This window comes from Streptomyces coeruleofuscus (assembly GCF_039532725.1).
GTDB lineage: Bacteria > Actinomycetota > Actinomycetes > Streptomycetales > Streptomycetaceae > Streptomyces > Streptomyces coeruleofuscus.
This window is the reverse complement of the sequence record NZ_BAAASE010000007.1, coordinates 454725-473380: the sequence shown is the minus strand read 5'-3', so window position 1 is coordinate 473380 and position 18656 is coordinate 454725. Positions and strand designations below refer to the sequence as shown.

19 protein-coding genes are annotated in these 18656 nt (G+C 71.0%); 10 read left to right on the top strand and 9 right to left on the bottom strand.

Annotated features, from left to right (window positions below):
• Nucleotides 1-92: 92 nt before the first annotated feature.
• Together ABFX81_RS28455 and ABFX81_RS28450 are read right to left on the bottom strand one after the other, a co-directional pair.
• Complete coding sequence (locus ABFX81_RS28455; protein ID WP_086012488.1) at nt 93-209, bottom strand: SGM_5486 family transporter-associated protein; 117 nt, start codon at nt 207-209, stop codon at nt 93-95.
• 68 nt (nt 210-277) lie between these two features.
• Nucleotides 278-1810 (bottom strand): MFS transporter, encoded by a 1533-nt coding sequence (locus ABFX81_RS28450; protein WP_346138854.1) that lies wholly within the window; start codon nt 1808-1810, stop codon nt 278-280.
• Between the two features lie 79 nt (nt 1811-1889).
• On the opposite strand from ABFX81_RS28450, the gene ABFX81_RS28445 reads away from it, so the two are divergent.
• Nucleotides 1890-2582, top strand: a complete 693-nt coding sequence (locus ABFX81_RS28445; RefSeq protein ID WP_086854512.1) for an FCD domain-containing protein — start codon at nt 1890-1892, stop codon at nt 2580-2582.
• On the opposite strand, the gene ABFX81_RS28440 is transcribed toward ABFX81_RS28445, so the two are convergent.
• The 3 genes from ABFX81_RS28440 to fabG form a co-directional block, all read right to left on the bottom strand.
• Nucleotides 2560-2910: a hypothetical protein gene (locus tag ABFX81_RS28440; protein ID WP_086854511.1), complete on the bottom strand. Its 351-nt coding sequence runs from the start codon at nt 2908-2910 to the stop codon at nt 2560-2562. The two genes, ABFX81_RS28445 and ABFX81_RS28440, sit on opposite strands and share 23 nt — an antisense overlap.
• A 161-nt stretch (nt 2911-3071) precedes the next feature.
• Entirely contained in the window at nt 3072-3839 is a 768-nt protein-coding gene (gene fabI, locus ABFX81_RS28435; protein ID WP_086854510.1) for an enoyl-ACP reductase FabI, read from the bottom strand.
• A gap of 5 nt (nt 3840-3844) precedes the next feature.
• The gene (gene fabG, locus ABFX81_RS28430) at nt 3845-4549 is read right to left on the bottom strand and encodes a 3-oxoacyl-[acyl-carrier-protein] reductase (protein ID WP_086854509.1); all 705 of its coding nucleotides are present in this window, start codon (nt 4547-4549) and stop codon (nt 3845-3847) included.
• Nucleotides 4550-4820: 271 nt separating this feature from the next.
• Between fabG and ABFX81_RS28425 the strand changes: the two genes are divergently transcribed.
• From ABFX81_RS28425 to tyrS, 3 genes are read left to right on the top strand one after another with little or no spacing between them, the layout of a single operon-like run.
• On the top strand, nt 4821-6344 hold the full coding sequence (locus tag ABFX81_RS28425) for a metallopeptidase TldD-related protein (protein WP_086854508.1): 1524 nt from the start codon (nt 4821-4823) through the stop codon (nt 6342-6344).
• Complete coding sequence (locus ABFX81_RS28420; RefSeq protein WP_086854507.1) at nt 6341-7735, top strand: metallopeptidase TldD-related protein; 1395 nt, start codon at nt 6341-6343, stop codon at nt 7733-7735. The genes ABFX81_RS28425 and ABFX81_RS28420 overlap by 4 nt, the downstream gene beginning before the upstream one ends.
• A 56-nt stretch (nt 7736-7791) precedes the next feature.
• Nucleotides 7792-9060 (top strand): tyrosine--tRNA ligase, encoded by a 1269-nt coding sequence (gene tyrS, locus ABFX81_RS28415; protein ID WP_086854506.1) that lies wholly within the window; start codon nt 7792-7794, stop codon nt 9058-9060.
• A gap of 60 nt (nt 9061-9120) precedes the next feature.
• On the opposite strand, the gene ABFX81_RS28410 is transcribed toward tyrS, so the two are convergent.
• Nucleotides 9121-9396, bottom strand: a complete 276-nt coding sequence (locus ABFX81_RS28410; RefSeq protein ID WP_086854505.1) for a GlsB/YeaQ/YmgE family stress response membrane protein — start codon at nt 9394-9396, stop codon at nt 9121-9123.
• A gap of 243 nt (nt 9397-9639) precedes the next feature.
• Between ABFX81_RS28410 and ABFX81_RS28405 the strand changes: the two genes are divergently transcribed.
• Together ABFX81_RS28405 and ABFX81_RS28400 are read left to right on the top strand one after the other, a co-directional pair.
• Nucleotides 9640-10035, top strand: a complete 396-nt coding sequence (locus tag ABFX81_RS28405) for a DUF3099 domain-containing protein (RefSeq protein WP_086854504.1) — start codon at nt 9640-9642, stop codon at nt 10033-10035.
• Nucleotides 10036-10251: 216 nt separating this feature from the next.
• Nucleotides 10252-10467: a hypothetical protein gene (locus ABFX81_RS28400; protein ID WP_086854503.1), complete on the top strand. Its 216-nt coding sequence runs from the start codon at nt 10252-10254 to the stop codon at nt 10465-10467.
• A gap of 20 nt (nt 10468-10487) precedes the next feature.
• Here ABFX81_RS28400 and moaA read toward each other — a convergent pair whose 3' ends face one another.
• The 3 genes from moaA to ABFX81_RS28385 all read right to left on the bottom strand — a co-directional run bounded on the left by moaA (nt 10488) and on the right by ABFX81_RS28385 (nt 13627).
• Nucleotides 10488-11477, bottom strand: coding sequence for a GTP 3',8-cyclase MoaA (gene moaA / locus ABFX81_RS28395; RefSeq protein ID WP_346138853.1), 990 nt, complete (start codon nt 11475-11477; stop codon nt 10488-10490).
• Between the two features lie 171 nt (nt 11478-11648).
• Nucleotides 11649-13274, bottom strand: a complete 1626-nt coding sequence (locus ABFX81_RS28390) for a sodium:solute symporter family transporter (protein WP_086854502.1) — start codon at nt 13272-13274, stop codon at nt 11649-11651.
• Entirely contained in the window at nt 13271-13627 is a 357-nt protein-coding gene (locus ABFX81_RS28385; RefSeq protein WP_086854501.1) for a DUF485 domain-containing protein, read from the bottom strand. The genes ABFX81_RS28390 and ABFX81_RS28385 overlap by 4 nt, the downstream gene beginning before the upstream one ends.
• Nucleotides 13628-13883: 256 nt before the next feature.
• On the opposite strand from ABFX81_RS28385, the gene ABFX81_RS28380 reads away from it, so the two are divergent.
• From ABFX81_RS28380 to ABFX81_RS28365, 4 genes are all read left to right on the top strand, one after another.
• Nucleotides 13884-15413 (top strand): S8 family serine peptidase, encoded by a 1530-nt coding sequence (locus tag ABFX81_RS28380; RefSeq protein WP_086854500.1) that lies wholly within the window; start codon nt 13884-13886, stop codon nt 15411-15413.
• 59 nt (nt 15414-15472) lie between these two features.
• Nucleotides 15473-16993, top strand: coding sequence for a S8 family serine peptidase (locus ABFX81_RS28375; protein ID WP_086854499.1), 1521 nt, complete (start codon nt 15473-15475; stop codon nt 16991-16993).
• A 135-nt stretch (nt 16994-17128) separates the two neighbouring features.
• Nucleotides 17129-17599 carry a hypothetical protein gene (locus tag ABFX81_RS28370; protein WP_346138852.1) on the top strand — a complete coding sequence of 157 codons (471 nt, stop codon included), beginning with the start codon at nt 17129-17131 and terminating at the stop codon, nt 17597-17599.
• A gap of 51 nt (nt 17600-17650) precedes the next feature.
• Complete coding sequence (locus tag ABFX81_RS28365) at nt 17651-18619, top strand: CopD family protein (RefSeq protein ID WP_346138851.1); 969 nt, start codon at nt 17651-17653, stop codon at nt 18617-18619.
• Nucleotides 18620-18656 lie beyond the last annotated feature (37 nt).

Genomic DNA, 18656 nt, shown 5'->3' with positions numbered 1-18656 from the left:
TCAACCCATCCGGTGATCCACCCACTTGACCCTGACCCTCGCCCCCTAGGGGACACGGGGGCTAGCCCCACCATGGGCCGGGCGGGGGCCGGTCAGGGCGAGGCGATGGTCGCGATGACGCCGATGATGATGAAGATCGCGAAGAAGGCTCCGAAGACGAGCAGCATCTTCTTCTGACCGTGCTGGGGATTCGGGTCGAGCACTGGCATGGGGCAAGTCTCGCACCCGCCCCGGGCGCCTGACGCCCGGGGGTGCCCCCGAGCCCCCGAGGGGGGGCTCAGCGGCCCGCCTCGTCCTCCACCGTACGGTCCCGGCCCGCCAGGAATCCGACCGCCATCTGCGGGATCATCAGGGCGCTCATCAGCGCGATCGGCAGGCCCCAGCCGCCGCTGTGCTGGTAGAGGACGCCCACCAGGAGCGGCCCCGGGATGGAGATCAGATAGCCGGTGCTCTGCGCGAACGCCGACAGCTGGGCCACGCCCGGGCCGCTCCTGGCCCGCATGCCGACCATGGTGAGGGCGAGCGGGAAGGCACAGTTGGCGACGCCGAGCAGCAGGGCCCAGGCCCAGGCGCCGGCGGCCGGCGCGAGGTACAGCCCGGCGTAGCCGGCGAGGCCGCAGACGCCCAGGGCGAGCACGATCGGGCCCTGGTGCGGCAGCCGCGTGGCCAGGCGCGGTATGACGAAGGCCAGGGGCACGCCCATCACCATGGTGACCGCCAGCAGCAGCCCCGCGGTGCCCGCGGGAACACCGGCGTCCCGGAAGATCTGCGCCATCCAGCCCATGGTGATGTAGGCGGCGGTGGCCTGGAGCCCGAAGAAGACGGCCAGGGCCCAGGCGGTGCGGCTCCGGGTGATCCGCAGCCGCGGTGCCTCCCCGGCGGCGGATCCGGCGGGAGCCGAGCCCGGCGTCTGCCGGTCCCGCGTCTGCCGGTCCCGTGCCGGCCGGTCCCGCGTCTGCCGGTCGCCGTCGGCCTGCGGGCTCACGGCCTGGTCCCCGAGGCGAGTCTCCGAGCCGCCAGCCCGCTCCGGCCCGGCCTCCGTGGCCCGGCTCCGCTCCCCCGGCCCGGTCTCCGGCCCCCCGGCCCGCTTCCCCGGCCCGGTCTCGCCCCCGGTCCGCTCCCCTGGCGCGGACGCCGCCGTGCCCGCCCCACGCCCCCGTACGAACGGCAGCCACGGCAGGACCGCCGCCACGGCCGGCCCCGCCCACAGGCCGAGGCCCGACTGCCAGCTGCCGCCCAGGGCGTCGGTCACGGGCACCGTGACCGCGGCCGCGAGGGCCGTGCCCAGGGCGAGCGCCATGGAGTACAGGCCGGTCATGGAGCCGACGCGGTCGGGGAACCAGTGCTTGACGATGACCGGCATCAGGACGTTGCTGACCGCGATGCCCATGAGGGCGAGGGCGCTGGCGGCCAGGAAGCCCGCCGCGCCGCCGGCGTACGGCCGGATCGCCAGGCCGGCGGCGATGGCGGCCATGCCGGCGCACACGACGGCGCCCGCTCCGAAGCGGCGGGCGAGCCGTGGGGCCATGACGCCGAAGACGGCGAAGCACAGCGGCGGCACGGAGGTGAGCAGCCCGGCCACGCTGCCGCTCATGCCGAGCCCGTCGCGGACTTCCTCCAGGAGGGCGCCGAGGCTGGTGATGGCGGGGCGGAGGTTCAGCGCGGACAGCACGATGCCGAGGACGAGCAGCCGCGTCGTCCACGCGCGCGTGGACGTACCGCCGGGTTCCCGGGCCTCGGGCGCGGCCGAGCTGCGTACGGTCGGGTGCGTCTTCGTCCGGGTTTCCTCGCCAGGCATGAGGCCCATCATAGAATCATAGGATGATTGACTGTCCAGTCCGTCCCGTCCCCGGCTGCCCTCCGGCTCCTCGGTCGTGCGAAGGTGTGCCATGCCACTGAGCCATCCCCGACGTTCAGCGCTCTCCGAGCAGGTCATCGCCGCCCTGCGGGCCCAGATCACCTCCGGCGAGTGGCCGGTCGGTTCGCGCATCCCGACCGAGCCCGAACTGGTCGAGCAGCTCGGAGTCGCCCGCAACACGGTGCGGGAGGCCGTCCGCGCCCTCGCACACAACGGCCTGCTGGACATCCGCCAGGGCTCGGGCACGTACGTCGTGGCGACGAGTGAGCTGGCGGGGGTGATGCAGCGGCGGTTCGCCGGTGCCGACCCCCGGCACATCGCCGAGCTGCGGTCGACGCTGGAGTCGTCCGCCGCCAGGCTGGCCGCGGAGCGGCGTACGGAGAAGGACCTCAAGCAGCTCGACGCGCTGCTGGTGCGGCGTGAGGAGGCCTGGGAGTCGGGGGACGCGGAGGCGTTCGTGACCGCGGACGCGACCTTCCACCTGGCGGTGGTGTCCGCCTCCCACAACGACGTGATGACCGCCATGTACGCGGACCTGGGCGAGGTCCTGCGGGACTGGCTGCGCGAGGACGTCGGCGAGGAGCTGACACCGGAGACGTACATGGAGCACGGACGGCTGCTCGACGCGATCCGCGCGGGGGACGCGGCGCAGGCGGCCGTCGAGGCCGCCCGCTACCCGTTCCTGTGCCGCCTGGGCGGGATCAGCTCGCCCGCCGGTGACTGATCCACACCTCGCCTACTTCCTTCCAGCAGCGTCCCGTCAGCCGCACGGTCTGCGCGGGCCCGGCCTCCACCGGGGAGCTGTCGGTGTCGATGTCCCACCAGCGTGCACACTCGACGTGCAGGCTCACGCGGTCGGGCTCCGGATAGGGGTTGTGGCAGTACGCGGTCACCCGGGAGCCGGTGACGCGGGTCCGGCACGCGGCGCCGAACGGCTCCGCCGACTCCTGCTCGGCGGCGGGCACGCGCGCGTGGGGCACCGCCTCGTACGCCAGGGTCATCACGAGAGCGACGGCGAGGGACAGTGAGGCCGTTCGGCGGGACAAGCGCACAAGGGGACCTCCTCGGCCGTGCTGGGGAGGGGACCGCGTGGTGAACGCGTACTCCAGGGTGCCCGGCTGTGAGCCTCTCCCGCCCGGCCGGATGAGCCGAACGGGTGACGCCCCGCTCCCCGCTTACTGCGGGAAACGGGGCGCCTACGGCGTACGGGAGATCAGGCTCCGATGGCGTGCAGACCGCCGTCCACGTGGATGATCTCGCCGGTGGTCTTCGGGAACCAGTCGCTCAGCAGCGCGACGACGCCGCGGCCGGCCGGCTCGGGGTCCTTCAGGTCCCACTCCAGCGGGGAGCGGGAGTCCCACACGGACGCCAGCTCGCTGAAGCCCGGGATGGACTTGGCGGCCATGGAGCCGAGCGGGCCGGCCGAGACCAGGTTGCAGCGGATGTTCTGCTTGCCCAGGTCGCGCGCCATGTAGCGGCTGGTGGCCTCCAGGGCGGCCTTGGCCGGGCCCATCCAGTCGTACTGCGGCCAGGCGAACTGCGCGTCGAAGGTCAGACCGACGACCGAGCCGCCGTTCTGCATCAGCGGCAGGCAGGCCATGGTGAGCGACTTCAGGGAGTACGCCGAGACGTGCATGGCGGTGGCGACCGACTCGAACGGCGTGTTCAGGAAGTTGCCGCCGAGGGCGTCCTGCGGGGCGAAGCCGATGGAGTGCACGACACCGTCGAGGCCGCCGAGCTCCTCGCCGACGATGTCGGCCAGGCGCCCGAGGTGCTCGTCGTTGGTCACGTCGAGCTCGATGACCTTGACGGGCTTGGGGAGCTTCTTGGCGATGCGCTCGGTCAGCGTGGGCCGCGGGAACGCCGTGAGGATGACCTCGGCGCCCTGTTCCTGGGCCAGCTTGGCGGTGTGGAAGGCGATGGAGGCCTCCGTCAGCACACCGGTGATCAGGACGCGCTTGCCCTCGAGAATTCCGCTCATGGTGATCAGTGACCCATTCCCAGTCCGCCGTCAACCGGAATGACGGCTCCAGTGATGTACGAGGCGTCGTCCGAGGCGAGGAACCGCACCGTCGCGGCGATCTCCTCCGGCTGCGCGTACCGGCCGAGCGGGACCTGCTTCACGATGCCGGCGCGCTGCTCGTCGGAGAGCACCGCGGTCATGTCGGTCTCGACGAAGCCGGGCGCGACGACGTTGAAGGTGATGTTGCGCGAGCCCAGCTCGCGGGCGAGGGAGCGCGCGAAGCCGACGAGGCCGGCCTTGGAGGCGGCGTAGTTGGCCTGTCCCGCGGAGCCGAGCAGACCGACGACCGACGAGATCAGGACGACGCGGCCCTTCTTGGCGCGCAGCATGCCGCGGTTGGCGCGCTTGACCACGCGGAAGGTGCCGGTGAGGTTGGTGTCGAGGACGGACGTGAAGTCCTCCTCGGACATCCGCATCAGGAGCTGGTCCTTGGTGACGCCGGCGTTGGCGACGAGGACCTCGACGGGGCCGTGGGCCTCCTCGATCTCCTTGTAGGCCTGCTCCACCTGCTCGGCGTCGGTGATGTCGCACTTGACGGCCAGGAAACCCGCGGGCGGCTCACCCGAGCGGTACGTGATGGCGACCTTGTCGCCGGCATCGGCGAAAGCGCGGGCGATGGCGAGGCCGATGCCCCGGTTGCCTCCGGTGACGAGAACCGAGCGGCTCAACGGATCACCCTTTCGGTAGCGGTCTGATACCCCGCCCGGGCGCCTGGACTACAGGCGGCGATGACAGGCGGCTTCCTCGAAAACCTATCGGTCCGGACACGCCCGCGGACAATCGGGCACCGACAGTGGCGAACGGGACTCACTGTCGGGTCCCTACAGAAAGCCACCCGCCCGGGTCGGGAAACTCGTGGCCCGCGCGCGGGATGAGGCGACATGATCGGAGCAGTCACGACGTACGGCAACCCGGTCACCTCGACAGAAAGAGACGGCGGTGCCTCATACCATCGACGAGGCCTTCACGGCCCTCCCCCTACGCGCCCTCGCCGACGCGGCCCTCGCACGCGCGCGTGCGCTGGGCGCCGAGCACGCGGACTTCCGGTTCGAGCGGGTGCGCAACGCCTCCTGGCGGTTCCGGGACGCCAAGCCCGCCGGGTCCTCGGACACCACCGACCTCGGGTACGCGGTGCGCGTCGTGCACGGCGGTACGTGGGGGTTCGCGTCCGGTGTCGACCTCAGCCTCGACGCCGCCGCCAAGGTGGCCTCCCAGGCCGTGGCGATGGCCAAGCTCTCCGCGCAGGTGATCAAGGCGGCCGGGTCCGACGAGCGCGTCGAGCTGGCCGACGAGCCGGTGCACGCCGACAAGACGTGGGTCTCGTCGTACGAGATCGATCCGTTCACCGTGCCCGACGAGGAGAAGGCCGGGCTGATCGCGGAGTGGAGCGCGCGGCTGCTGGCGGCCGACGGGGTCGACCACGTGGACGCCTCGCTGCTCACCGTCCACGAGAACAAGTTCTACGCCGACACCGCCGGGACCGTGACCACACAGCAGCGGGTGCGGCTGCACCCGGTGTTCAACGCCGTGTCGGTGGACGAGTCGAGCGGCGAGTTCGACTCGATGCGCACCCTCGCGCCGCCCGTGGGACGCGGCTGGGAGTACCTGCGGGGCACCGGCTGGGACTGGGAGAGCGAGCTGGAGCAGATCCCCGGACTGCTCGCCGAGAAGATGCGCGCGCCGAGCGTCGAGGCGGGCCTGTACGACCTGGTCGTCGACCCGTCCAACCTGTGGCTGACCATCCACGAGTCCATCGGGCACGCCACCGAGCTGGACCGGGCGCTCGGCTACGAGGCCGCCTACGCGGGCACCTCCTTCGCCACCTTCGACCAGCTGAACAAGCTGCGCTACGGCTCGGAGCTGATGAACGTCACCGGCGACCGCACCGCCGAGCACGGGCTCGCCACCATCGGGTACGACGACGAGGGCGTGGCGGGCCAGTCCTGGGACCTGGTGAAGGACGGCACTCTCGTCGGCTACCAGCTGGACCGGCGGATCGCGAGGCTGACCGGCTTCGAGCGGTCCAACGGCTGCGCCTACGCCGACTCCCCCGGGCACGTGCCGGTGCAGCGCATGGCCAACGTGTCGTTGCGGCCGGACCCGGCCGGGATGTCCACCGAGGACCTGATCGGGGGCGTGGAGCGGGGCATCTACGTCGTCGGCGACCGGTCCTGGTCGATCGACATGCAGAGGTACAACTTCCAGTTCACCGGGCAGCGTTTCTACCGGATCGAGAACGGGCGGCTGGCCGGGCAGCTGCGGGACGTGGCCTACCAGGCGACGACGACCGACTTCTGGGGCTCGTTGGCCGCCGTCGGCGGTCCGCAGACCTACGTCCTGGGCGGCGCCTTCAACTGCGGCAAGGCCCAGCCGGGCCAGGTCGCGGCCGTGTCGCACGGCTGTCCGTCGGCCCTCTTCAAGGGCGTCAACATCCTCAACACGACCCAGGAGGCCGGTCGATGAGCGCGCGAACCAGCAAGCCGCACGAGGTCGTCGAGCGCGCCCTAGAACTGTCCCGGGCGGACGGCTGTGTCGTCATCGCGGACGAGCAGTCCACCGCCAACCTGCGCTGGGCGGGCAACGCGCTGACCACGAACGGCGTCACGCGCGGACGCACGCTCACCGTCATCGCGACGGTCGACGGCAAGGAGGGCACGGCCTCGGGGGTCGTGTCACGGTCCGCCGTGACGGCCGACGAACTGGAGCCCCTGGTGCGGGCCGCCGAGGCCGCCGCGCGCGGCGCCGGGCCCGCCGAGGACGCGCAGCCGCTGGTCACGGGCGTCACGCAGGCGCCGGAGTTCATGGAGGCGCCCGCCGAGACCTCCTCCGCCGTGTTCGCCGACTTCGCTCCGGCGCTCGGCGAGGCCTTCGCCCGCGCGCGTGCGGGTGGCCGGGAGCTGTACGGCTTCGCCAATCACGAACTTGTGTCGACGTACGTGGGGACGTCCACGGGGCTGCGGCTGCGGCACGACCAGCCGAACGGGACGCTGGAGCTGAACGCCAAGTCGCCGGACCGGACCCGGTCCGCCTGGGCCGGTCGCTCCACCCGGGACTTCAAGGACGTCGACCCGGCGGCGCTGGACGCGGAGCTGGCGGTGCGCCTCGGGTGGGCCGAGCGGCGCGTGGAGCTGCCCGCGGGGCGGTACGAGACGCTGCTGCCGCCGACGGCCGTGGCGGACCTGCTGATCTACCAGATGTGGTCGGCGTCGGGCCGGGACGCGGTGGAGGGCCGCACGGTGTTCTCCAAGCCGGGCGGCGGTACGCGGGTCGGCGAGAAGCTGACCGACCTGCCGCTGACGCTGCGCAGCGACCCGAACGAGCCCGGTCTGGAGTCGGCGCCCTTCGTGATCGCGCACTCCTCGGGGGGCGACCAGTCGGTGTTCGACAACGGGCTGCCGCTCGCGGCCACCGAGTGGATGAGCCGGGGCGAGCTGCGGCATCTGACGACCAGCCGCCACAGCGCCGGCCTGACCGGGCTGCCCGTGGCGCCGGGCATCGACAACATCGTCCTGGACGGGGGCGAGGACCGCTCCCTGGAGGAGATGGTCGCGAGCACCGAGCGGGGGCTGCTGCTGACCTGCCTGTGGTACATCCGGGAGGTCGATCCGGCGACGCTGCTGCTCACCGGCCTGACCCGGGACGGCGTCTACCTGGTCGAGAACGGCGAGGTGACGGGCGAGGTGAACAACTTCCGGTTCAACGAGTCGCCGGTGGGGCTGCTGGGGCGGGCCACGGAGGCCGGGCGGACCGAGAAGACGCTGCCCAGGGAGTGGAGCGACTGGTTCACCAGGGCCGCGATGCCCGCGCTGCGCGTCCCGGATTTCAATATGAGCTCTGTCAGTCAGGGCGTATAACCTCGTAGTCGGCTGTCACCCGACTGCCCGAAGATCATCAAGGAGACGCGAGAACCGTGACGGACATCGTCGACGAGCTGAAGTGGCGCGGGCTGTTCGCCCTGTCCACTGACGAGGACGCTTTGCGCAAGGCGCTCGCGGACGGTCCCGTCACGTTCTATTGCGGCTTCGACCCGACGGCGCCGTCGCTGCACGTCGGGCATCTGGTGCAGGTGCTGACCGTGCGCCGGCTCCAGCAGGCCGGGCACCGGCCGCTGGCGCTGGTCGGCGGTGCCACGGGCCTGATCGGCGACCCGCGTCCGACCGCGGAGCGCACGCTGAACGACCCGGAGACGGTCTCCGGCTGGGTCGGCAAGCTGCGCTCGCAGATCGAACCGTTCCTGGACTTCGAGGGCGAGAACGCGGCCGTCATGGTCAACAACCTCGACTGGACGGAGAACCTCTCCGCGATCGAGTTCCTCCGGGACATCGGCAAGCACTTCCGCGTCAACAAGATGCTGACCAAGGACTCCGTGGCCCGGCGCCTGGAGTCCTCCGAGGGCATCAGCTACACGGAGTTCAGCTACCAGCTCCTCCAGGGCATGGACTTCCTCCAGCTGTACCGGAGGTACGGCTGCACGCTCCAGCAGGGCGGCAGCGACCAGTGGGGCAACCTCACGGCGGGCCTGGACCTGATCCACCGGCTGGAGCCGGACGCCACGGTGCACGCCATGGCGACGCCGCTGATGACCAAGGCGGACGGCACCAAGTTCGGCAAGACCGAGGGCGGCGCCGTCTGGCTCGACCCGGAGATGACGACGCCGTACGCGTTCTACCAGTTCTGGCTGAACGTGGACGACCGGGACGTCTCGAAGTACATGCGCATCCTGTCCTTCCGCTCCCGTGAGGAGCTCGAGGAGCTGGAGAAGCAGACCGAGGAGCGTCCGCAGGCCCGTGCCGCGCAGCGTGCGCTGGCCGAGGAGCTGACGACGCTGGTGCACGGCGCCGACCAGACGGCCGCCGTGATCGCCGCGTCCAAGGCCCTCTTCGGGCAGGGCGAGCTGGCGGAGCTCGACGAGCGGACGCTGGCCGCGGCCCTGTCGGAGGTGCCGCACATCCAGGTCGCCGAGCTCGGCCCGGTCGTCGACCTGTTCGCCGAGGTCGGCCTGGTGGCCAGCAAGTCGGCCGCGCGGCGCACGGTCAAGGAGGGCGGCGCCTACGTGAACAACGTCAAGGTCGCCGGCGAGGACGCGGTCCCCGCCAAGGAGGACCTGCTGCACGGCCGCTGGCTGGTGCTGCGCCGGGGCAAGAAGAACCTGGCGGCGGTGGAGGTCACCGGCGCCTGAGCGCGCGGGCGAGGGGGCGGTCTCCGGTGACGGAGACCGCCCCCTTCGCCGTGTGCCCCGTCATGCCCTTCGTCTGCTTCCCCTGACCGCCGTCCAGGCCCGGTCGCCGAGACCGACGAGGATGATCGCCATCACCAGCTGGAAGACGTGCCGCCACCAGTCGATGCCCGCTGTGGCGTCGACACCGGCCGCCCGGGCGATGGCGTTGCCGGCGATGGCGCCGATCATGCCCAGGATGACGGTCAGCCACAGGGGGACGTGCTGCTTGCCCGGAATGATCGCCTTGGCGAGCAGACCGAGTACCAGTCCCACGATGATCGCCCACAACCAGCCCATCGCTGCCTCCTCGTACGGCTCGACGTGAGCACTACGCCCAGTGTCGGCCCAGGTGCCCTACGCCGCATGCCGGGGATGGCCGTACGGGGCGCGGACCAGTCCGTTCGCCCGGGCCGGACCGGCCCCGGTCTCGTAGCCGACGCAGGCGCGGCGTAACGTGGAAGCTGTCCCGGCCAGGTTCCCCGGCCGGCCGAGGACGGCTACGGGGCGGGGAGATCCGATACGGGCGGATGGTGGAATGCGATGCGGAAGCAGCATGGCGACGGACATGCCCAGGTGTTCCGGATCACCGGTGCCCGGGCCGGACTCCAGGAGGACGTCCGCGGGCGGCAGCGCCGGTACGTGATCTCGATGACGGTCCGCACGATCTCCGTGATCCTCGCGGCCACGCTGTGGAACGTCGAACGGCACGTCGCCGTCGTGGCGTTGGTGCTCGGGCTGGTGCTGCCGTACATCGCGGTGGTGATCGCGAACGCCGGGCGTGAGAACGCGCCGTCCCTGCCGTCGACGTTCGTGGTGCCGCCGGTGCGGCCGATGATCGCGCCGTCGGGGACGCAGGACCCTCCCGGCGAATCCGTCGCGGAAGACGCCGTGCCGGGGACGGCACCGGGGGCACGGACCGAGTCGCAGGAGCGGTAGGGGCGCTCGGGGACGATCACAAACGGAAGTCATCTTCCCGCCAAGCTCAAGAAAAGCTCAGATCAATCATGCTGTTCAGGTGCCGGGCCCGGGGTTACCCGTGACATACTTCGTACGCGCTCCGCATCCCCCGTCGGAGCGACGGACCGACGCCGGGCAGCTCCCCCCGTGGCTGCTCGGCGTCGCCTTTTCTGTGTGCTGTGGTGAGACGAAGCTGTGAGTGACGAGACGCCCATCTGTTCCGCGAAGGGCTGCCGTGCGGATGCCGTGTGGGTGCTGGCGTGGAACAACCCGAAGATCCATACGCCGGAGCGGCGCAAGACGTGGCTCGCGTGCGAGGAGCATCGCGAGCATCTGTCGCAGTTCCTCGGGGTGCGGGGGTTCTTGAAGGACGTGGTGCTTCTCAAGGAGTGGGAAGCGACCGACGGCTGAGGCTTCGCGCCTGAGTACCTCTAACCACCGATCGCTGACATCGGCCGGTCCGGCTGCACGAAGGCCGGGTCGTCCAGGCCCGCTCCCGCCTTCTTGCCCCACATCGCCAGGCGCCAGATGCGGGCGATCTCCTCGTCCGGGGCGTCCGAGCGCAGGGCGGCGCGCAGGTCGGTCTCCTCCTGGGCGAACAGGCACGTGCGTACCTGTCCGTCGGCCGTGAGGCGGGTGCGGTCGCAGGCCGCGCAGAACGGCCGGGTGACGGAGGCGATCACGCCGACGACATGCGGTCCGCCGTCGACCAGCCAGCGCTCCGCCGGTGCCGAGCCGCGTGCCTCGTCGCCCTCGGCGGTCAGCTCGAAGCGCGTGCGCAGGGAGGTCAGGATGTCGCCGGCCGTGATCATGCCGTCGCGCTTCCAGCCGTGCTGGGCGTCCAGGGGCATCTGCTCGATGAAGCGCAGCTCGTAGTCGTGCTCCACGGCCCAGGCGAGGAGGTCGGGGGCCTCGTCGTCGTTGAGGCCCGGCATCAGGACCGAGTTGACCTTGACCGGCGTGAGGCCCGCGTCGCGCGCGGCGTGCAGGCCCTCGATGACGTCCTTGTGGCGGTCGCGGCGGGTGAGGGTCTTGAAGACGTCCGGGCGGAGCGTGTCGAGGGAGACGTTGACCCGGTCCAGGCCCGCCGCCTTCAGGGCGGCCGCCGTGCGCTTGAGGCCGATGCCGTTGGTGGTGAGGGACATCTGGGGGCGCGGTTCGAGGGCCGCGACACGCTCGACTATGCCGACAAGGCCCGGGCGCAGCAGGGGCTCACCACCGGTGAAGCGGACCTCCTCGATACCGAGGGAGGTGACCGCGATGTCGATCAGGCGGACGATCTCGTCGTCCGTGAGCAGGTCCGGCTTGGCCAGCCACTGCAAACCCTCCTCGGGCATGCAGTACGTGCAGCGCAGATTGCACCGGTCGGTCAGCGAGACCCTCAGGTCGGTGGCCACTCGGCCGTAGGTGTCGATGAGCACGTGGGCCCCCTCCCTCGACGCGGATCGTGCCCGGAGCCATGTTTCCCCGGCACCTGCGAGCCTACGTGACACCACTGACATCACCACAGGCCCGATCCCACGACGCGGGACGCGGCCGCGCCGCAGGGACCTGGAGGTTCCTACGACGCGGCCGCGCGCGGGGGTTCGTGCTCAGTGGGCGCCGGTGCCGGTCAGGGACCGGACCTCCAGCTCGGCGAACTTCTTGGCGTCCGGCTCTTCCTTGGACAGGACCGTGCCGAGCCAGCCCATGAGGAAGCCGAACGGGATGGAGATGATGCCCGGGTTCTTCAGCGGGAACCAGGCGAAGTCGACCTCGGGGAACATCGCCTTGGGGTCGCCGGAGACGACGGGCGAGAACAGCACCAGGCCGACGGCGACGATCAGACCGCCGTAGATCGACCACAGGGCGCCCTGGGTGGTGAACCGCTTCCAGAACAGGCTGTAGAGGATCGTCGGCAGGTTGGCGGAGGCCGCGACCGCGAAGGCGAGCGCGACCAGGCCGGCCACGTTCAGGTCGCGGGCGAGGGCGCCCAGGCCGATGGAGACGACGCCGATGAAGACGGTCGCCCAGCGGGCCGCGCGGACCTCCTCGGCGCCGGAGGCCTTCCCCTTGCGGATGACGTTGGCGTAGATGTCGTGGGCGAAGGACGACGACGAGGCGAGGGTGAGACCGGCGACGACGGCGAGGATCGTCGCGAAGGCCACCGCCGAGATCGTGGCGAGCAGGATCGCACCCCAGGTCGAGTCGACGCCGCCGAGGTGCAGGGCGAGCAGGGGTGCCGCCGTGTTGCCGGACGGGTTCGACGCGATGATCTCTTCCTGCGAGATGAGCGCGGCGGCGCCGAAGCCGAGCGCGATCGTCATCAGGTAGAAGCCGCCGATGATGCCGATGGCCCAGTTCACGGACTTACGGGCGGCCTTGGCGTCCGGCACCGTGTAGAAGCGGATCAGGATGTGCGGCAGGCCGGCGGTGCCGAGCACCAGGGCGATGCCGAGGGAGATGAAGTCCAGCTTGGAGGTGCCGGTCGCGCCGTACTGGAGGCCGGGCTCCAGGAAGGCGGCGCCCTTGCCGCTCTTCTCGGCGGCCGTGCCGAGCAGGTCGGAGATGTTGAAGTTGAACTTCAGCAGCACCAGGAAGGTGATCAGGATGGTGCCGCCGATGAGCAGCACGGCCTTGATCATCTGGACCCAGGTGGTGCCCTTCATGCCGCCGATGGAGACGTAGACGATCATCAGGATGCCGACGAGGGCGACGATGAGGATCTTGCCCGCGTCGGAGGTGATGCCGAGCAGCAGTGAGACGAGGACGCCCGCGCCGGCCATCTGGGCCAGCAGGTAGAAGATCGACACGACGATGGTGGAAGTGCCGGCGGCGGTGCGGACCGGGCGTTGGCGCATGCGGTACGCGAGGACGTCGCCCATGGTGTAGCGGCCGGAGTTGCGCAGCGGCTCGGCCACCAGGAGCAGGGCGACCAGCCAGGCGACCAGGAAGCCGATGGAGTAGAGGAAGCCGTCGTAGCCGAAGATGGCGATCGCGCCCGCGATGCCGAGGAACGACGCGGCCGACATGTAGTCGCCGGAGACGGCGAGGCCGTTCTGGAAGGCGCTGAACTGGCGTCCGCCCGCGTAGAAGTCGGCGGCGTCCTTGGTCTGGCGGCCCGCCCAGATGGTGATGCCGAGGGTGGCGAGGACGAACAGCGCGAACAGGGTGATGATCAGCGGGCGGTGCTCGCTGGCCTCGTTCGCGGCGAGAAGGGTCTGCTGTGCGGGGCTCATGCGCCGCCCTCCATCCGGGACTTGATGGCCTCGGCCTTGGGGTCGAGCTTCGCGGCGGCGTGCTTCGAGTACCACCAGGCGATGAGGAACGTGGTGAGGAACTGGGCGACGCCGAAGACGAGGGCGACGTTGATGTTGCCGAACAGCTTGGTGCCCATGAAGCCGCCCGCGTAGTTCGACAGCAGGACGTACAGCAGGTACCAGGCGATGAAGGCGACGGTCAGCGGGAAGGCGAAGGAGCGGTAGGAGCGGCGCAGTTCACCGAACTCCGCGCTCTCCTGCACCTCGGTGAACTCCTCGGGTGAGGGGAGTTTGTGTTGCTCTTTCGAGGGGGGCGGTGCGTCGGTGGCCACGGAGCGTCTCCTCGCGATGACGGAAGCGGTTTTGATCAGGGACGGAGGCGAGTGTCCTCGCGCTCCTTGTCCAACGTCACGGCGGCACGCGAGAACCGGTTCAACTGCCCGCCGTTCTTTCCGAAGTCGTTTCGGCAAAACGTTGCTGGCCAGCGAGAGCGCGGGATAGCTTCACCCTGCACCACCTCGTCATGTACCTGCCCGAGCACCACCTGTGCCTCGGGCCGGTTTCGTTTCCGGAGGATGTGGAGACCCCATGTCTCAATTGCGTTCCAGACGCCGGCTCGCCCTCGCCGTGCCCGTCGTACTGTCACTGACGGCCTCGCTGGGCTTCCTGCCCGCTGCCGCGTCGGCGGCCCCGCGCGCCGAGTCGGCCGCGCAGACGGCGGACGCGCCGAAGCTGGCGTACGTCGTCAACACCAAGGTGGACCGTCGCACGATCGCGTCGGTGGAGAAGGCGATCGGCGCGGCCGGCGGCACGGTCGTGGCCACGTACGGCCGAATCGGCGTGATCGTCGCCCACTCCTCGAACCCCGACTTCGCCAAGACCGTCCGCACGGTGCGCGGGGTCCAGTCGGCGGGTGCGACGCGGACGGCGCCGCTGGCCGCCGCGGGGACCAAGGAAGAGGGCGCGGTCGAGTACCTGACGGCCGCCCAGGCCGAGCGCACCGAGGCCGCCTCGGCGCAGACGCCCGAGAGCGAGCCCCTCGAGGCCGACCAGTGGGACCTGCGCACGATCGGCGCCGACAAGGCCGCGAAGATCAACCCGGGCAGCCGCAAGGTGACCGTCGCCGTGATCGACACCGGCGTGGACGACACCCACCCCGACATCGCCCCGAACTTCTCCGCCTCCCAGTCCGCGAACTGCGCCGGCGGCAAGCCCGACACCAGCGAGGGCGCCTGGCGGCCGTACACCCCGGAGGACTACCACGGCACGCACGTGGCCGGTGAGATCGCCGCCGCGCGCAACGGAATCGGCGTGGCGGGCGTCGCTCCCAGTGTGAAGGTCTCCAGCATCAACGTGACCGACCGGGCGAACGGCCTCTTCTACCCGGAGAGCGTGGTGTGCGCGTTCGTGTTCGCCGCCGACCACGGCGTCGAGATCACGAACAACAGCTACTACGTCGACCCGTGGCTGTACAACTGCATGGACGACCCGGACCAGCGGGCCATCGTCGACGCGGTCAACAGGGCGCAGCTGTACGCGCAGAAGAAGGGCACGCTCCACGTCGCCGCGGCGGGCAACTCCAACCACGACCTGGACGCGGACGCGATCGACGACGCCTCCAGCCCGAACGACACCACCCCCGTCGAGCGCACCATCGACCCGCACGAGTGCTTCGACATACCGACCCAGCTGCCGGGTGTCGTCACGGTGAGCTCGACGGGCGTCGACAACGAGAAGTCGTACTTCTCGACGTACGGCAAGGGCGTCGTCGACGTCGCGGCGCCGGGCGGTGACCGGCGCTACCAGATACCCGACACGCCCTCGAAGGACGGCCGCATCCTGTCGACCATGCCGAACGGCGCGTGGGGCTTCCTCCAGGGCACCTCGATGGCCTCCCCGCACGCCTCCGGTGTTGCGGCGCTGCTGAAGTCCAAGCACCCCTGGGCGTCCCCGGCGCAGCTCCAGGCCCTGCTGAAGGCGCAGGCCGACCGGACGGCCTGCCCCGAGTCGTACGACCAGGACGGTGACGGCACGCAGGACGCGGTGTGCGAGGGCGGCAAGCGCGTCAATGGCTTCTACGGGTACGGCATCGTCAACGCGCTGCGCGCGGTCAAGTGACGCGCGCTTCCCAGACCTCCCGCACAGCCCGCTCGTACCGCGAACGAACTGGAGACACCATGACAGCGCCGCACGCGCGCTACCGCCGCGCCGTCGCGATCCCGGCCGGGATGGCCATGGCCACGGCCCTGGCGTTCCTGCCGAACACCACGGCCACGGCCGCCGACGAGGCACCCGCGGTGGTCTCGGCCGACGCGACCCCGCTCAGCTATGTCGTCAACGTCAAGCCGGGCCACGGCACTTCGGCGTACGTGAAGAAGGCCGTCGGCAAGGCCGGCGGCACGATCGTGACGTCGTACGACCAGATCGGCGTCATCGTCGTCCACTCCTCCAACGCCGACTTCGCCAAGACGATCCGCAAGGTGCGCGGCGTGCAGTCGGCCGGCGCCACCCGCACCGCGCCGCTGCCCACGGCCGTGACGGCCGACCTGGGCACGCCGAAGGCGCTGAGCGCGGCCGAGGTCGCCAGGGCGGAGGCCCCCGCCGGACAGGACCCGCTGGAGCCCCAGCAGTGGGACCTGCCCGCCATCAAGGCGGACAAGGCGCACGAGAAGTCGCTGGGCAGCTCGAAGGTCACGGTCGCCGTGATCGACACCGGTGTCGACGACACCCACCCCGACATCGCGCCCAACTTCGACCGCGGCGCGTCGGTCAACTGCGTGTCGGGCAAGCCGGACACGGCCGACGGGGCCTGGCGGCCCAGCGCCTCGGAGAGCCCGCACGGCACGCACGTGGCGGGTGAGATCGCGGCCGCGAAGAACGGTGTCGGCATGACCGGCGTCGCACCCGGGGTGAAGGTCTCCGGCATCAAGGTGTCCAACCCGGACGGCTTCTTCTACACGGAGGCCGTCGTCTGCGGCTTCGTCTGGGCGGCCGAGCACGGCGTCGACGTGACGAACAACAGCTATTACACCGACCCGTGGTACTTCAACTGCAAGAACGACCCGGACCAGAAGGCGCTGCTGGACGCGGTCACGCGGGCGTCGCGGTACGCGGAGAAGAAGGGCGCGGTCAACGTCGCGGCGGCCGGCAACGAGAACTACGACCTGGCCTCCGACGAGATCACCGACCCGTCGTCCCCGAACGACACCACGCCGGGTGAGCGGGTCGTCGACCCGTCCGAGTGCCTCGACATCCCGACCCAGCTGCCGGGTGTCGTCACGGTCGCCTCGACGGGTGCGAAGGGCCTCAAGTCGTCCTTCTCCAACTACGGCCTCGGCGTCGCCGACATAGCCGCCCCGGGCGGCGACTCGACCGCCTACCAGAAGCCGGAGCCGCCCGCCACGAGCGGTCTGATCCTGGGCACGCTGCCGGGCGGCAAGTGGGGCTACATGGCCGGTACGTCGATGGCGTCCCCGCACGTCGCGGGCGTCGCGGCGCTCATCAAGTCGACGCACCCGTACGCCTCTCCGGCCCTGGTGAAGGCCCTGCTGTACGCGCAGGCCGACGCCAAGGCCTGCACGGACCCGTACGACATCGACGCCGACGGCAAGATCGACGCGGTGTGCGAGGGTTCGAAGAACCGCAACGGCTTCTACGGGTGGGGCATCGCGGACGCGCTGGACGCGGTGACCAAGTAGAGCTCGTGTGGAGGTAGTCCGGGCCGGGCGGGGACACCCGCCCGGCCCGCTGCGTCCCTGCGGCAGGATTCCTTGTCATGGACGTGTATGAAGCCCCCTCGACCTGGACCGCCGAACCGGTGAGACCGGTGGCAGTTGGCCCTGCGGTTCGCGGGGAGCATCGTGTGGTTCCCGCTGGTGTGCGTGCTGTGGGGGGCGGTCGCGGCGGCGTTCATCGTCGTCGGGATGTTCGCCGAGGTGATCACGGCGTTCAGCAACACCCTCGAACGCGGCTATCTCGGCGCCATGGACGTGATGCTGAACCGGGTCGCGCGCCTGGCCTCCTGGTGCGTGTCCTGGCCGGAGTTGCGCCACGAGGGTGACGCCGGGTTCTACAAGGCGCGCGTGGACAAGGCGGTCGCGAAGTGGACCGCCCGGGCCTCGGCCCCGGTCGACCCGAACAAGCCGCGCCCGCCCGTGGAGTGTGCGATAGGCCTGCGCGCCTACCGCGGTGTGGGCGGCTGGTACGTCGCCGAGGTGGCGCTCGCGCAGGGATGGGAGCTGCGGCCGACGGACGTGCGCAAGGGAGTCCGGTTGTGGTGGTCGGCCGCGTCGAAGGTCGCCTGAGTTCGCTCTCGCGGACTTGCCAGCCATGTGAAGGCTGGTGAAGATCTCGAGGTGACCTTGACAAGACCCGTCGCCGTCCTGGTGCTGGTGGCACTGGCCGCGCTCATCCCGCTGCTCGGCCCGTCCACCGCGCTGCACGGCACCGGGGAGGCCTCCGTGCCAGGCGTCGGCGGGATAGCGCTGCTGCGCACCGTGCTGTTCGCGGCCCTGTGCGTACCGATCGGCGAGCTGTTCGTGGACCGGCTGGCGCGTTCCGTGTCGGGCACGGCCACCGGCCGACCAGCCGTGCCTCGTAGCTGGTCACCGCCCGCGGCCGCCGCCGGTTTCCTCGCCGCTCTCGGGCTCGCCTCGGTCGTGGCCACGGGCAATCTCGTCCCTGACGGCCTGTCGGACATCGACGTGGGCGGGCTCTACGCGTCCCGGGACGGCAAGCTCGCCCTGCTGGAGGTCAACGCGTTCCTCGTGGCGGGGCTGTGTGCCGTGTCGCGCCGGCCGGCCACGCAGCTGTGGCCGCTGGCCGCCGTGGTCGTCGCCGAGGCCCTGCGCGCGCACCCCGCGACCGAGCACGCCCCGCTGACCGGCTCCGGACTGACCCTCGTCCACCTGACCTGTGCGGCGCTGTGGACGGGCGGTCTGCTGCACGCGCTGCGGACCCTGCGGCTGTGGCGCTGCCGGTACGGCACGGAGGCGGGCGCCGCCCTGCTGGGCCTCTACGCGCGCGTGGCGGCCGTTCTGCTCGCCGTCATCACCGCGACGGGCGTGTGGAGTTCACTGCGCCGGATGCCCCCGGAGACGGTGCTGGGGCAACTGACGGCGACGGCGTACGGGCGCGTCCTGCTCGCCAAGGTCCTCCTCGTGGCCGCCGTGGCCGCCCTCGCCCTGTGGGCACGGCGGCGGCTGCGCCGGGCGGCCGACCCGTTGACCGCCTGTGCGCCGGCCCGGGCGGAGGTGGTCGCGCTGGGCCTGGTGGTCGCCGTGTCCGGACTGCTGACGGCCCTGCCGGTCCCCATCCGCTGGTGACGCTCCCGGACCCACTGGTGCCGTTCCCCGACCGCCG

What these genes read in the sequence shown, in the direction of transcription:
- ABFX81_RS28455 (WP_086012488.1), bottom strand. Translation starts at nt 209, where the DNA reads ATGCCAGTGCTCGACCCGAATCCCCAGCACGGTCAGAAGAAGATGCTG.
- ABFX81_RS28450 (WP_346138854.1), bottom strand. Translation starts at nt 1,810, where the DNA reads ATGATGGGCCTCATGCCTGGCGAGGAAACCCGGACGAAGACGCACCCG.
- ABFX81_RS28445 (WP_086854512.1), top strand. Translation starts at nt 1,890, where the DNA reads ATGCCACTGAGCCATCCCCGACGTTCAGCGCTCTCCGAGCAGGTCATC.
- fabI (WP_086854510.1), bottom strand. Translation starts at nt 3,839, where the DNA reads ATGAGCGGAATTCTCGAGGGCAAGCGCGTCCTGATCACCGGTGTGCTG.
- ABFX81_RS28420 (WP_086854507.1), top strand. Translation starts at nt 6,341, where the DNA reads ATGAGCGCGCGAACCAGCAAGCCGCACGAGGTCGTCGAGCGCGCCCTA.
- ABFX81_RS28410 (WP_086854505.1), bottom strand. Translation starts at nt 9,396, where the DNA reads ATGGGCTGGTTGTGGGCGATCATCGTGGGACTGGTACTCGGTCTGCTC.
- ABFX81_RS28405 (WP_086854504.1), top strand. Translation starts at nt 9,640, where the DNA reads ATGCGGAAGCAGCATGGCGACGGACATGCCCAGGTGTTCCGGATCACC.
- ABFX81_RS28390 (WP_086854502.1), bottom strand. Translation starts at nt 13,274, where the DNA reads ATGAGCCCCGCACAGCAGACCCTTCTCGCCGCGAACGAGGCCAGCGAG.
- ABFX81_RS28380 (WP_086854500.1), top strand. Translation starts at nt 13,884, where the DNA reads ATGTCTCAATTGCGTTCCAGACGCCGGCTCGCCCTCGCCGTGCCCGTC.
- ABFX81_RS28375 (WP_086854499.1), top strand. Translation starts at nt 15,473, where the DNA reads ATGACAGCGCCGCACGCGCGCTACCGCCGCGCCGTCGCGATCCCGGCC.